Source organism: Bacteroides faecis (assembly GCF_020091505.1).
Lineage (GTDB): Bacteria > Bacteroidota > Bacteroidia > Bacteroidales > Bacteroidaceae > Bacteroides > Bacteroides faecis.
This window is the reverse complement of record NZ_CP081916.1, coordinates 5,872,920-5,885,613: the sequence shown is the minus strand read 5'-3', so window position 1 is coordinate 5,885,613 and position 12,694 is coordinate 5,872,920. Positions and strand designations below refer to the sequence as shown.

The window sequence follows — 12,694 nt, the reverse complement described above, 5'->3', positions numbered from 1 at the left end:
ACTATGATTTTAAATAAATAATCCGACTGGTCGGTATGTTTTTTGGTGCCGAAATAACCGGAATTGGTATATTCCGGCACCTTAAAACTTTGATTAGGAAACAACCATTAGTTGTTTTCCGGCCAATCCTGTACAAATGTAGCCTCGTCCATCTTCACGGTCTGTGCAGAAATGGCGAACTTGATTGTCATCGGATAAGGGTTAGCCACATTCAGTGCCTCTTCGTAATCCACCACATAACCATTTTCGAACACCAATTCCTTCATTTTGGCATCTTCATCCGCTTTCTTGAAGACGATGTTTCCGTTTACGGGCTGGTACTGCTTGAACATCTTATCCAGCACAATGGTATCGGGAGTTGATTCGATTTCCACATAGATTGTGCCACCATAAATGTCAGATGCCGGACGGCCTTTGGGGTCCACATCACGATTGAACTTAACTCTCCAGGTCAGTACATCAAACTCTCTTGAGTCCGAAAACTTAAATGACGCTTTAAATGCCATATTCTCAAAGTTTTAAATTAAAAAATAAGTTGATTTTGAAATATCCGGTCAAAGGAGGCCTGCTACAGTCCTATCTTTGTCCTTCAATTTCTGCGCCCAATATATGGCATTTTCTGAAAACTACAAAGAACTTTTGATGATTTTTTCTTGTTTTTGCCGAAAATATGCCCATAAGCATAAAAAAAACACTGCCAACAATAGCCGAATTATTTTTTTTGCCTTATATTTGCAATGTTCTCCTGCGCAATTTTTAAATCTTACGATTATGGAAACAGGAGTTGGTTTCATCAATCTTGATGATTCTGTAAAAATTGCGCTTAACATAGCACTTGCAGTGGCTCGTGAAAATGCGAACGAGTGTTATACACCCTCGCATTTGTTGAAGGCTCTACTTCATAAAGATGTAGGGTTAAGAGATTTTATAATAAGTATAGGCAAGGATTTAGGCTATCTGGAGGAATGGGCGGACGTGTATATCGAACAATGCCCGAAATCCACCCAGTTGTCCGAAATCAAGCCTTCGGAACGGATTGACGCCGTTTTCCGTGCCGCAGACGATGCACGAATCCAGTTCGGGCTGTTCGACATCAATCCCATCTGTGTGCTATTGGCACTGGCAAAGCCCGGTGTCGCTTTTTCCAGCGACCAGCTCAGGTCTTTCCCCATTCTGGAAAAGGATATCCATTCCATATATATAGGTAACGGGCAGCCGGCATGTCCTTCTGCCACTACGGAGAAGTCCTATGCCCCGACTTCCGCCTCATCCTCCTTCTTGGGCAAATACTGTGTGGATCTAACCGAAGATGCGGCCAACAAGCTGCATCCGGTCATCAACCGCGACCGTGAAAACCGTATGGTCATGGAGATACTGGGAAGCCGGAGCAAGTCCAATGTCCTGATTGTCGGTGATGCCGGAGTAGGAAAGACAGCACTGGTTTACGGACTTGCCTGGGAGATAGTCAGCCATAAAGTGCCCTCGTTTCTGGAAGAAACCCGTGTATTTGAACTGGACAACGCCTCCCTGATTGCGGGAGCCACCTACAAGGGGGAAATCGAGGACCGCCTGAAAAACATCCTGAAAGAATTGCGGAATATCGACAATGCAATCCTGTTTATTGACGAAATCCATGTATTGCTGGACAACCGACAAGGAAATACCGGTGCGGGAAATGTATTGAAATCCGAACTGTCGCACGGCGACCTGACCGTCATCGGCGCCACCACCATTGACGAATACCGCAAAATCATCGAGCCGGACCATGCTTTCAGCCGCCGTTTCGAGGTCATACAGGTAAGCGAACCGGACATAAAGTCCGCTATCCAGATGCTACACTCCGTGCAGAAACAATACGTGGACTACCATCATGTAAGAATCAGCAACGAAGCCGTAGCCGAATGTGTCCGTCTTGCCAAACGGTATATCAAAGACCGCCGTCTGCCTGATTCCGCCATCGGTCTGCTGGACATGACGCTCTCCGCCATCAAGATGGTCAATGAAACAGGAAAGAAGAATGTGGAGACCCTGCTATCCGGGCTGGATGAAATAGAAAAGGACGAAAAGGACCTTCAGGAAAAGACCGAAGAACTGAAAACGCTGCTTTTCGTAATGCACAACAAATTAAGCCCCATCCTTTTAGGAGTCATACCCGATGAAGCGGATATCCATGAATTGCAGGAGTATGAAGAACTGACCGGCTATCTGAGAAACGCATTGAACGTCCTCCTCCAATTTGCAGAGAAGAAAATAGAGGAGGTGGGTATCTATGAGGTAGCCGCCGTTGTCGCCAGCAAGACAGGCATCCCTATCGGCAAGATACAGTCGCAGGAAAAGGAACGGCTACTCAATATGGAAGATTATCTGAGGCGACGCGTCGTCGGACAGGACCAGGCCCTGAAGACATTGACGGATGCCATCCTGGAATCCCGTAGCGGCATGAACAAGCCGGGACAGCCCATCGGCTCCTTCTTCCTGCTGGGACCCACCGGTACCGGCAAGACCGAACTTGCCAAAGCACTGGCGGAAGCCCTGTTCAATGACGAGAAATCCATGATCCGTTTCGACATGTCCGAGTTCAAGGAAGAACACTCCGCCGCCCTGCTGTACGGAGCGCCTCCGGGATATGTGGGATATGAGGAAGGCGGCATGCTGGTCAATAAAATACGGCAACAGCCATACGCCGTTGTCCTTTTTGATGAAATAGAGAAAGCGCACCCGTCCGTATATGACATTTTCCTGCAAATCATGGACGAGGGAAAACTGCATGACCGTCTGGGCAAGGAAGGGGATTTCTCCAACTCCATCGTGCTGTTCACATCCAATGTAGGAAGCGAGTGGCTGACCAAGCAACTTGAGTCCGGCAATGTTCCGTCCACCACCCAGATCATGGAGGTGATGGGGCAGTATTTCCGTCCGGAGTTTCTGGCACGCCTGTCTGAAATCGTTCCGTTCTCCCCCATCCGCGAAGACATACTCCTGAAAATATTCGACATACAGTTCAACGGAGTCAGAAAACTTCTGGACAAGCAGGGTATCGGCATAACCATCACCGATGATGCCCGTAAGATGCTTGCACACAAAGGATTCACACCCAAATACGGTGCCCGCCAAGTGGCCGGTGTAATCCGTAACTATCTGCGCAGACCGATTTCACGGCTTATCATCAACGAGGAGCTGGGCAAAGGAAAAAGTCTGGAGGTAGGTCTGGACGAACAGAATGAATTAACCTGGAATATTCACCAATAATCAAGTACACTATGTTTGGATATACCGTATTCTTAAAGATAGGCAACCTGGCTGCCTCCTCACTGACCGACATGTACAAGGACAGCTACCAGCTCATCGGTTGCGAATTCGGATTTGCCCAAGGGATAGATATCAAAGGACAGGCACAGACCGAGGTAAAAGGCGGCACGTTTTATGTAACCTACCCTCATCTTCCCAACCGTGACATGATCCAGTGGATGCTGGATGCCCGTAAATACCAGAGCGGAGCCATCGTAGTCCATGACAACCAAGGCTCCACACTCGAAAAGATACTCTTTGAGAAAGCGACCTGTGTGGATATGGAAATCAGCTATATCCGGCAGGGCAAAAGCTATATTGCGACCAAACTGACCGTACAGGCACAGAAACTGGCATTCGGTACAGAAGAGTTTGAAAATCAGTGGGTGTTTTAAAAACAGCAGCGTTATGGGACTTTTTAATTTTCCGCAAGTGGACAGCAACGTGAATGTCATATTCAGCGTTGACGGCGACGAATATGCAGTGGAACAGTTCAAAATAGGTTTTCACCAGCCAGTAGATAACCTAAAGAACCAACCGGAAGGCGAAGTGCGTGGAGGACGAATCATGATAACCCTTTCGCAGACGGTGAAAAGCAACATCTACGGATGGGCTGTGAAACCGTGGGTGAAAAAGAACGGGGCAGTTCTGTTCAAGACTGGAACGTCCGGAATCGTGTTTGAGGTGGCGTTTACGAATGCATATTGTGTCAATCTGAGACGGGTTATAGAGGCTTTGGGACAAGGATTGTCAACAAGTCTGATTCTATCTCCAGAGAGTGTAAGCGTGAATGGTATTGAATTTGATAATCGGTGGGTAAAGTAATGGGCGATATTCTGAATAATAGAATAATAACTCTAGAGGATTTTGAGTTTCTAAAATCAATAGGAGTTCCATATACAGGTTATGTCAAGGGTATTGGATATACCTGTCCTGTGTATATGCCAGCACAGGCTTTCAGGATTACAGATGGTAATGTGCAATGGAGCAGTTGTGAGTTACACCCTCTTTTTTATCAAGCTATAGATGATAGTCCAGAGCGCATCTTTTTGAGCATGGGATACACTACTGAAGATATAATTGAAAGAATAACTTATGATAATGGTAATGGAACCATAACTGTTGCTGTGGGAAACCGGTCTGTAACTTTTCCAAAAGAACAAGGTAAGGTTAATGTGTATTTGAATCAGGAAGGTGGTAATTATTTTATTTATATAGAAGCTACAGATTCAAAAGGAAATATTCTTTTGAGTGATTCAAAAACGATTCGTTCTTATATACATGAGAAAGGAATTAAACAAGATTTTGACATTACAGATGGAGTGGGCTTTAATAAGGAAATTCTTGATAATATTAATACAGGAATTGGAGCTTTTGGTATTGGGTTAGGTGCGAAAACTGAAATAATAGATTATGGAATAAGAAGTTTTCATGGTTATTCTTGGAAGCAGTTTAATTCACTCGATAAAAAGCAGCAGTTACTTAAAGAGGCTCAAGCAATTGGAAAAACCGGGACTAAATATTTAAAAGGTATGAAAATGCTTGGAAACTGGAGTTCGTATGCTTCTGCTGGTTATTCTGTTTCCTTAATATTTGTAGAAGATGGAAGAACATTGGAAAAGAAATTTGTTAAAGCAGCATTAGATGTGGGATTTACCTATATAGGTATATTGGGACCATGGGGATTTGCTATTAGTTCTATTTACTATTTGGTGGATACAGCTACAGATGGCTTTGGATATTTTAATGAATAAAGTTATGCATAAAATCTTAGAATATTTGTTTTATAAAATTCAAGTATTGACTCGATATATGGACACAAGTATGTATTTAAATATACATGTTCCATTTATTATGTCTACAGTCTTATTATTCTATTTGGCAGATATTGCAATTATATACTATTATATTATAATGGGATATTCACCACAAAAAAATCCAAGTAATGTGTTTTTGGTGGTTTTCATTATTATGATTTTATTATGGAGTAGTCTCTATTTTTATTATCGGTATAAACATAGAAATGAACGAATTATGGAAAGAAAAATTTATGAACATAGTTCTAATGTATGGGCATATCTTTTCATATTTACTCCTTTTATTGTATTATTAGGATTTGCTTTATTTTTTAGGGTGTCCAGTTCTACGCTCTCGTTTTTGGTATTGATTTAACAACTTAAGATATTGATTATTAACTATAACACTATTGTTTTTAGGTACAATTTTAACATACAAAAAAGCATAGCTAATTCATTGAATCAATATATTTTAAAGAGATATGATTATCAGCACTTTGGAACTTGCATCATATCTTTTTTGAACTAAAAGCTGGAACATCAAACTGGACACCCTATTTATTTTTTTAATTTCATTGTTTATGAAAGAGTATAAGGTATTAATAATTTATACAATCTCCAATGATCAATCAAAAAAGTCATTTGAAGAAGAACTGGAGAGATACGGTCTGGAACGGGTCGGGACGCAAGATATCTTTGCCCTTCCCTTAGAGGAATACCGGACAAAGGTACAGGCATTCAAAGCCTACCTGCGAGCCTATGTACGCAAGCATCTGGACAGCCAAGACACGGTACTGTTCGTTGAATCACGCATGAACGAGGAACGGACCCTGACCGCCATGCTGCAAACCAATCTGATGAGTGAAGAAGAATAAAATAACATAAGGATATGAGTGCACAATCGTATATCAAGTTCTGGACAGCCGAACCCTCGGAGCATGAAGAAGTGCAGGCATACGACCTGCTGGGCTACGAGTATGACTTCCGGAAAGAAACCACTCCTAACGGAAAGGTAACCGGGAAGACCTACGGCGGTAAAATACGGGTAAGCATTGCCGGATTTCCTACAGAGGAACTCTTGGAATGGATGTTCAATTCAAGAATCCTGAAGGACGGAGAGGTGATGAACACTTCCGGCCTGCCCGGTACTCCCAAAGAGATCATCCGTTTCAAGGGAGCAAAATGCCTTGATTTCAATGTGCATTCAACAACCAAAGAGAGCCGTACCTCACTATTCATCCACTTCCGGGAAATGGAGACCGGCGATTCGTGTCACTTAAACTTATAATCATGAACTGGTTCACTTCATTGTTCAGAAACAAAAAATCCTCAATGCCGGATGACCGCTACGTGATGCGGCTGTCCGTCTGCCATGAGACATACAGCATTGAAGAGTTCGACCTGCAATTCAAGCGGAATACAGACCGTGACGGATTGCCTGAAGGTGAGGCATACGGCGGATTCGTCACCTGTACCCTCAGCGGGATGCCGGGTGACGAGCTGTTGAGATGGGCCGCATACAGCCACTCCCATGAAGACGGCGAAATACGGATCTACCTGAAGGAGCAACCCGACCAACAAGCGGCATTTGCCTTGCGCTTTGTGGAAGGGAACTGCATCCGTCTGCAACGCAAGGTTGACCGTATCTCCAATTCCAGCAGCATCGTCCTTCTGTTTGCCGCAAGAACACTAAAATTCATAGACGAAGAATTTGAAAACGAATGGCACTGACAAGTATGGAAACAAAGTTTTGCAAATTGCCCCTGGATTTTGAAGCCTTGCTCAGCGAGGATGTGGAAAACAGCCGTCTTGCATCCTGCTCGGAAATCGAGTCCATCGACCAGTTTATCGAACTGCTGATCAGTACGGCTCCCGGCGAACATGCCTTTGACAAGGAGTTCGGCTGTGAGATCTTTTTTCTCGACTTTGAAAGCATTGTCTCACACACCCGTTGGGAAGGACAATTCTCGGAATACATAACCAAGGCAATTACCCGGCACGAGAAGCGGCTTACGGGTGTAAATGTACGTGTCATCATTGATGACACCACCCGACAGGACAATGTATTTGATGCTCCCGCCGTAAAGAAACGTGTACAAGTATATGTATATGGAACCCTGGTACATACCGGAGAAAAACGGTGTTTCTATTATGTAATCTATTTAGGACCGATTTCAACCCGATGAAAGGATTATGAGTACAGAAAAATACAATAAAGAGCAAATCAGAAACCGTATGCTGAAATACGCTGCGGCTTTCTGGGGAATAAAAAAGGCGGAAAACTTCGACCCGGTTGTCAAGCTCCTGCTGGAAGCATTGTCCAACGAGATATATATGCTGGGAGAGGATTTTACCGCCATCGAGACAAGGCTGCTGGAAAAGACCGCCCGAATCCTTACCCCGGACATCCTTACCTCACCCTTTCCCGCACACGGCATCGTACACGCCTATCCCATAGAACCGTGTTACCTGATAACCCGGGAATCGGGCATGTATTACGAGAGCGACTCGCTTACCCGGAAGCTATCGACCGGAAGCGTATCGTTTTATCCCGCCTGCGATACCCTGCTGCACAAAGCCGACGTGAAATATATGGTCTGCGACGACCTTCTCTACCGGATAGCCCCTACCTTGGAGAAGACCATGATTGCCCGTGCAGAGACAAGGATGTCTCCGCGTACCGTCTGGTTAGGAATGGCGGTGGATGAATCCATTTCCGACCTTGAAGACTTTTCGTTCTATCTAGATTTTCCCAACCTTACGGAGAGCTATGAATATCTGCTCCTGCTCCCCTGTACGGAATGGTCCGTAGAAGGGAAGACAGTCGTGATGGAAGGGGGAATCCATGAAAAGACAACCATACAGAAAGAACCAACCCGTGCCTTTTTCCAAGACTATGACGTAATGTCCGTCATAGACAAGGAAGTCATGGATATTTACAGCAAACATTTTCTGAAGGTATCGCAGTCCTTTCCACTCGACGGTTCCTGCAGGAAAAACCTTCCGGACACCCTGCGGTCCTGTTTCAAAGAGGCCGTTCTGGAGAAGATGCAGGACAAGCTGGTATGGGTGAAGATACAGTTCCCCGCCCATTTCACAACGGAAGTCCTTGAAGAACTTCATGCCGGCATCAACATCGTGCCTGTAGAGAACAAGACGCTTCACGAACAGACGACCACCCTTGAGGAAACTTTCAGGGTGATACCCTTGCGCACGGGCAGCTACGAATCCCTTCTGTCCGTACACAGCGTGAAGGATTCTGACGGAAAGAACTACCATGAACTCCTCTATTCCGCAAAGGATTCCACGGAAAGCTATGGAACCTACTCCATCCGCAAAGGAGGATGCGAGCGTTTCGACTCCCGTTCCGCCAAGGAGCTGCTCGGCTATCTGTCCGACCTGCTGGATGACGAGACCCATGCCTTCAATGCCGTATCAAGCATCAAGCTACAGGCACTTACCATCCAGATGGAGCAGCTGATGGCGCAAATGAAACAGACAGCGGACAACATGAACGAGTTCAGGGAAACACCTTATTACCTTATGATTGACGAATTGTCCGGCAAGGGGCAGATTACCGTCAAATACTGGACAACCAACTGTGAGGTAGGAAACCGGATACAGGCAGGCGTAAACCTGTCCCCCAATGCCACCACTTACCTGGACCCGAAGACACTGGCTCTGGTCAGTACCACCTACGGCGGGAAACAAGCCCCCCAAAACAGAGAACGGATTGACATCTACAAATACGCCTTCATTTCGCACGGCCGTGTCCTGACACAGAACGACATAGCCAGCTTCTGCAAAAAAGAACTCGGAGAACTGCTGGTGCGGACAGAAATCCGGAACGGGGTGGAAATCAGCCCGATGCCGCACGAAGGACTGATCCGAACCAAAGAAGTCCATCTGATTCTTGGAACGAAACTGGATGAGCCTTCGCAGGAAAAACAGATAAAAGACAATCTGCGTACCAAACTCTCGGCCTGTTCGCCGGACACATTCAACTACCGGATATTCATAGAATACAATAAAGCATAAATACCATACTTATGAACCCAGTTACCCAACATCTCATTTCATCGTACCTGCTGATGCCGCTGCTGACCGTGATTTTCGGAATCGCGGCCTATTTTATCGCACGCAAGAACAAACTGCTCAACAACAAAAAACTGATTGCGTATCTGCTGCTGTGCGGCATAATCCTTGCCCTGCCCGGCCTGTCCGGATTCATGGACTATAACTTCATGCCTTATGCCTACATCCTGCTGGTCATCCTGTACTGGACTGCCGGATATTACAACCGGCTCATCCTTCGCAAAGTGTTCGCGTCAAGCAAGGAAATGCCTTCTTTCGGCATCCAATGCCTGCTGACGGTTACGGTCATGCTTCTGGGAGCCGGACTCTTTTCCGTAGTGTTCAACCTCTGCAACGAACTCCAGTACGGCATCTGGGCCTCCACCTGCCTGCTGCCCTTTGCATTTCCACTCCTGTATTCCCAAACGGTGAACAGCTATTTCGACATACCCATTGAAATTTATAAAGTATGGAAATATTCGGAGGAATATGACTCGGATACCTTGTACATCAACCGTGAACGGAGCATCGTAATGGATGTGGACATATTCCGCAGGGTGGATGACCCCGCATCGGAACGCATAACCGGCAAGGCATCCGAGGATGTCATCTTCGGGCAGTGGTTCCAGCGCATGATTGACGACTGCAACCTCAAATCACCGTCTTCGCCCATCGTATATAAGAATGAAGGAGGAGCCTATTACGAATGGGTATTCTATACCAAACCGTCCTTTTTCAAGAGACGGCGCTATATAGACCCCGACGTTACACTTGCCGGCAACAAGCTGAAAAGACACGATGTAATCATAGCCAAGCGTGTGGCAAACGAACTTATAAAGTATAACGAATATTAAATAGAAACATTATGATAGGAAAACAGAGCCAAAAGAAAAAATATCCGCTGGTAAACTGGGCGGACGGAATGCCCGTCAACAAAGGGCATTTCACCCAACAGGAAGACCACTTTACGGACCGGTTGTGCGAATACCAGTCGTTTCATCTGAACCGCAATACCTACGGACTCCTGCCATTCAAGAAAGGAGAACCGGTTTCCGGCGATTTCAGCATTACGGAACTCGTTACAGGCACCTTGGAAGTCCGATTGAAACGTTGCCACGCCCTTACTTCCGGAGGTTACCTGATAGATTATGATGCCGGTGAGGATGACGAACTCACCGCCAGTTTCCATATCCCTACAGAAGAGGAAGAAGAAAAGGACAAGCGGTGGGATGTCATACTGATGGCAGACCCTTTCGAGCATCTTCCTTCGGGTATTCCGAACGAGAAGGAAATCAGTCCACGCCAGCCCAATGCCTTACCCAAATATGCGTTGAGCGTGCTGCCGAGCGGACAGACCGACGGAAGCGAGCTGGGAAGACACTTTCTGCTGATCGGCCGCCTGCGCAAGAACGGAAACCGCTGTGAAGTGGACGGAAACTTCATCCCGCCATGCACAAGCATGTCCAGCCATCCGGACCTGAAAGGCTACTATACCAAATTCGGGCAACTCGTGGATTCCATAGAAAAAGCTTCGTTTGACATCCTTGCCAAAGTGGAGAATGCAGAAAAACAGACCAGCCTGGCCACCAACATCGGTATGCTGTGCCGCCATGTCATGCTGTTCATATCCGATATCTACTTCTCCTTCCGCAACGAGGGGCAATACTATTCACCGCTACACTTCCTGAATGTATTCTCCACATTGGCTCACCGCCTGTATGTATGCCTGAGTTTCATGGACAAGGAAGACAAGGAGGACCTGCTGAAATACTTCAACGAATGGAACGGCATCACTCCCGGTGCCTACGAAGGCCTGCTGAGGGAAAATTGCGGGCTGCTGTACAACCACCACAATATCCGCCAACTGATGGTTACGGCGGAACGTTTCCTATACCTGTTCAATGACCTGTGGACAACCCTCAGCCGTCTGGAATATATCGGCAAGCACAAGGAAAACATCGTTGTCGCCGAACGCTCCAGACAACCGAAAGAATCGAGCGAGTCACGCTGGAACATACTGGACTAATCCCCTATAAGCGAACGGACATGACGGAAGAACAAGATAAAATAGTACGGTTTGACGAACATTCCCATTCATTCAACCTGCCGGATACCGACTTCAAGGCGGAAGTGGTGGCCAGCGGACTGAAAGAGGCCGGGTATGATGCAGAGCGTACCCTCATATTCAGACGGGGAGACATCCGGCGCGGATTCTCGAAAGACATCCATGACATCCACCCGGAATATTCCCATTATGACCTGACGGATTACCTGTATCTTTATGTGAACAGGAGAAGCCTTTATGACGAGCTGCCCGAAGGCATATTCCACAAGAACCTTTACCAGTCCGAGAAAATATCGAAGGAACAGGTGCTGGACGAAATCCGCATCCACCGCGAAGAGGAATTTTTCGCCCGCCGTTTCTTCAAGCCTTTCGAAATCTCCCTGGACCATATGCTGGTAGCCTTCCAGAATAAGGAACGCCGCATTGACGAGATGAACGTACATCCGGATTTCGTAAGCATCTTTTCCGGTCAATGGCCCGTACTGGAACTGCTGCCGACCCATCTGGCGGTCATGCTTATCCATATGCTGGCCTATATGGAACAGATTACAGCGAGCCTCTCCAAAGCCGGCGAGTGCATGACCATTCTGACCGGTGTGCCCGTGCATATCAAGAGAGGAGACAAATGCGTGGTGGAAGTGGATTCCTGCCTTATTCCCAAATTGGGAAGCTGCATTCTGGGAGACGACATGGTTCTGGGAAACAGTTTTGCCGACGGCACCTACCAGATGCTGGTAGAAATCGGTCCACTGTCCGCCCGACGGATGGAGAGCTTCTTTCCCGGCGCTGCCGACAGTAAAATACTGAATGCGCTGACAGAACTGTTCCTTCCCTCGGACAAGGAGATACAGATCCGCTACATCATCCAGCAGGAAGATGCCCGGTTCAGGCTGGGAACCCCAACCGAACAAGGCGCCTATCTGGGTATCAGCACCTATTTATGAATATAAAACATCATCCTATATGAAACCGAAAAACAACACAGAAGTAAGGAAAGCCTATCTGAGATTCGCGGGCTATCTGACATGCTGCACCATCCTTGCGGTAAGCATCTTTGCCTGTTTCCTGAAAACCTCCGGCATAGAAGTAAAGCGAATCACGGAGCAGGCACTGGAATATGACCATATCTATGCCAAAGAGCTGTCCCTGTCGAACAGCATGGACTCCATCTACCAGTACATGAAACTGATGAACACTTCACCGCAAATAAACGACAAGCTCCTGCAAAGCGTTGTCAGTACGCGCAAGATGAACCTGCTCAAATATGTCCAAGGCATGGACACCAAAGATTGCAGGCTTTACAGGCAGCTGCTGGAAAACCTCAACATCTTCCTCGGGGTAAAAGACTCCATCCGTCTGCTGAATATCCAGGAAGAGATGGTGAAGAAAGACCTGATGCAGTGCATCCAAGACAACTGGAAAACAAGGCGTAACCTGAATGTGGGTTCCGGCGGCAACAAACAATAAAACG

14 protein-coding genes are annotated in these 12,694 nt (G+C 46.5%); 13 read left to right on the top strand and 1 reads right to left on the bottom strand.

The features are described from left to right. Window positions 1-107 precede the first annotated feature (107 nt). Window positions 108-506 (bottom strand): type VI secretion system tube protein TssD, encoded by a 399-nt coding sequence (gene tssD / locus K6V30_RS23520; RefSeq protein ID WP_004288717.1) that lies wholly within the window; start codon window positions 504-506, stop codon window positions 108-110. 265 nt (window positions 507-771) lie between these two features. On the opposite strand from tssD (K6V30_RS23520), the gene K6V30_RS23515 reads away from it, so the two are divergent. The 13 genes from K6V30_RS23515 (at window position 772) to K6V30_RS23455 (ending at window position 12,690) form a co-directional block, all read left to right on the top strand. Further along, window positions 772-3,249, top strand: a complete 2,478-nt coding sequence (locus K6V30_RS23515; RefSeq protein ID WP_005858599.1) for an ATP-dependent Clp protease ATP-binding subunit — start codon at window positions 772-774, stop codon at window positions 3,247-3,249. A gap of 11 nt (window positions 3,250-3,260) precedes the next feature. Beyond that, window positions 3,261-3,683: a type VI secretion system tube protein TssD gene (gene tssD, locus K6V30_RS23510; RefSeq protein ID WP_005858603.1), complete on the top strand. Its 423-nt coding sequence runs from the start codon at window positions 3,261-3,263 to the stop codon at window positions 3,681-3,683. A gap of 13 nt (window positions 3,684-3,696) precedes the next feature. Continuing rightward, window positions 3,697-4,113: a type VI secretion system tube protein TssD gene (gene tssD, locus K6V30_RS23505; RefSeq protein WP_005858606.1), complete on the top strand. Its 417-nt coding sequence runs from the start codon at window positions 3,697-3,699 to the stop codon at window positions 4,111-4,113. Beyond that, window positions 4,113-5,042 carry a hypothetical protein gene (locus K6V30_RS23500; protein ID WP_005858608.1) on the top strand — a complete coding sequence of 310 codons (930 nt, stop codon included), beginning with the start codon at window positions 4,113-4,115 and terminating at the stop codon, window positions 5,040-5,042. The genes tssD (K6V30_RS23505) and K6V30_RS23500 overlap by 1 nt, the downstream gene beginning before the upstream one ends. 623 nt (window positions 5,043-5,665) lie before the next feature. Further along, window positions 5,666-5,959 (top strand): hypothetical protein, encoded by a 294-nt coding sequence (locus K6V30_RS23495; RefSeq protein WP_005858612.1) that lies wholly within the window; start codon window positions 5,666-5,668, stop codon window positions 5,957-5,959. A gap of 14 nt (window positions 5,960-5,973) precedes the next feature. Further along, on the top strand, window positions 5,974-6,372 hold the full coding sequence (tssD, locus tag K6V30_RS23490) for a type VI secretion system tube protein TssD (protein ID WP_005858614.1): 399 nt from the start codon (window positions 5,974-5,976) through the stop codon (window positions 6,370-6,372). Between the two features lie 2 nt (window positions 6,373-6,374). Further along, a complete protein-coding gene (gene tssD, locus K6V30_RS23485; RefSeq protein WP_051135263.1) occupies window positions 6,375-6,815 on the top strand; it encodes a type VI secretion system tube protein TssD in 441 nt (146 codons plus the stop codon). Beyond that, the gene (locus K6V30_RS23480; RefSeq protein ID WP_004288726.1) at window positions 6,806-7,270 is read left to right on the top strand and encodes a GPW/gp25 family protein; all 465 of its coding nucleotides are present in this window, start codon (window positions 6,806-6,808) and stop codon (window positions 7,268-7,270) included. The genes tssD (K6V30_RS23485) and K6V30_RS23480 overlap by 10 nt, the downstream gene beginning before the upstream one ends. Window positions 7,271-7,277: 7 nt before the next feature. Continuing rightward, window positions 7,278-9,122, top strand: coding sequence for a type VI secretion system baseplate subunit TssF (locus K6V30_RS23475; protein WP_005858619.1), 1,845 nt, complete (start codon window positions 7,278-7,280; stop codon window positions 9,120-9,122). Between the two features lie 11 nt (window positions 9,123-9,133). Continuing rightward, window positions 9,134-10,012: a TssN family type VI secretion system protein gene (locus K6V30_RS23470; protein WP_005858621.1), complete on the top strand. Its 879-nt coding sequence runs from the start codon at window positions 9,134-9,136 to the stop codon at window positions 10,010-10,012. 11 nt (window positions 10,013-10,023) lie between these two features. Beyond that, on the top strand, window positions 10,024-11,184 hold the full coding sequence (locus K6V30_RS23465; protein WP_004288729.1) for a hypothetical protein: 1,161 nt from the start codon (window positions 10,024-10,026) through the stop codon (window positions 11,182-11,184). 20 nt (window positions 11,185-11,204) lie between these two features. Beyond that, window positions 11,205-12,167, top strand: coding sequence for a type VI secretion system baseplate subunit TssG (locus K6V30_RS23460; protein ID WP_005858623.1), 963 nt, complete (start codon window positions 11,205-11,207; stop codon window positions 12,165-12,167). Between the two features lie 19 nt (window positions 12,168-12,186). Further along, on the top strand, window positions 12,187-12,690 hold the full coding sequence (locus K6V30_RS23455) for a type VI secretion system TssO (RefSeq protein WP_004288731.1): 504 nt from the start codon (window positions 12,187-12,189) through the stop codon (window positions 12,688-12,690). Window positions 12,691-12,694 lie beyond the last annotated feature (4 nt).

Bases quoted from the DNA above. Each gene is read 5' to 3' on its own strand.
- K6V30_RS23475 (WP_005858619.1), top strand. From the start codon at position 7,278: ATGAGTACAGAAAAATACAATAAAGAGCAAATCAGAAACCGTATGCTG.
- tssD (WP_051135263.1), top strand. From the start codon at position 6,375: ATGAACTGGTTCACTTCATTGTTCAGAAACAAAAAATCCTCAATGCCG.
- tssD (WP_005858614.1), top strand. From the start codon at position 5,974: ATGAGTGCACAATCGTATATCAAGTTCTGGACAGCCGAACCCTCGGAG.
- K6V30_RS23495 (WP_005858612.1), top strand. From the start codon at position 5,666: ATGAAAGAGTATAAGGTATTAATAATTTATACAATCTCCAATGATCAA.
- tssD (WP_004288717.1), bottom strand. From the start codon at position 506: ATGGCATTTAAAGCGTCATTTAAGTTTTCGGACTCAAGAGAGTTTGAT.
- K6V30_RS23455 (WP_004288731.1), top strand. From the start codon at position 12,187: ATGAAACCGAAAAACAACACAGAAGTAAGGAAAGCCTATCTGAGATTC.
- K6V30_RS23480 (WP_004288726.1), top strand. From the start codon at position 6,806: ATGGCACTGACAAGTATGGAAACAAAGTTTTGCAAATTGCCCCTGGAT.
- K6V30_RS23500 (WP_005858608.1), top strand. From the start codon at position 4,113: ATGGGCGATATTCTGAATAATAGAATAATAACTCTAGAGGATTTTGAG.
- tssD (WP_005858603.1), top strand. From the start codon at position 3,261: ATGTTTGGATATACCGTATTCTTAAAGATAGGCAACCTGGCTGCCTCC.
- tssD (WP_005858606.1), top strand. From the start codon at position 3,697: ATGGGACTTTTTAATTTTCCGCAAGTGGACAGCAACGTGAATGTCATA.
- K6V30_RS23470 (WP_005858621.1), top strand. From the start codon at position 9,134: ATGAACCCAGTTACCCAACATCTCATTTCATCGTACCTGCTGATGCCG.
- K6V30_RS23515 (WP_005858599.1), top strand. From the start codon at position 772: ATGGAAACAGGAGTTGGTTTCATCAATCTTGATGATTCTGTAAAAATT.
- K6V30_RS23465 (WP_004288729.1), top strand. From the start codon at position 10,024: ATGATAGGAAAACAGAGCCAAAAGAAAAAATATCCGCTGGTAAACTGG.
- K6V30_RS23460 (WP_005858623.1), top strand. From the start codon at position 11,205: ATGACGGAAGAACAAGATAAAATAGTACGGTTTGACGAACATTCCCAT.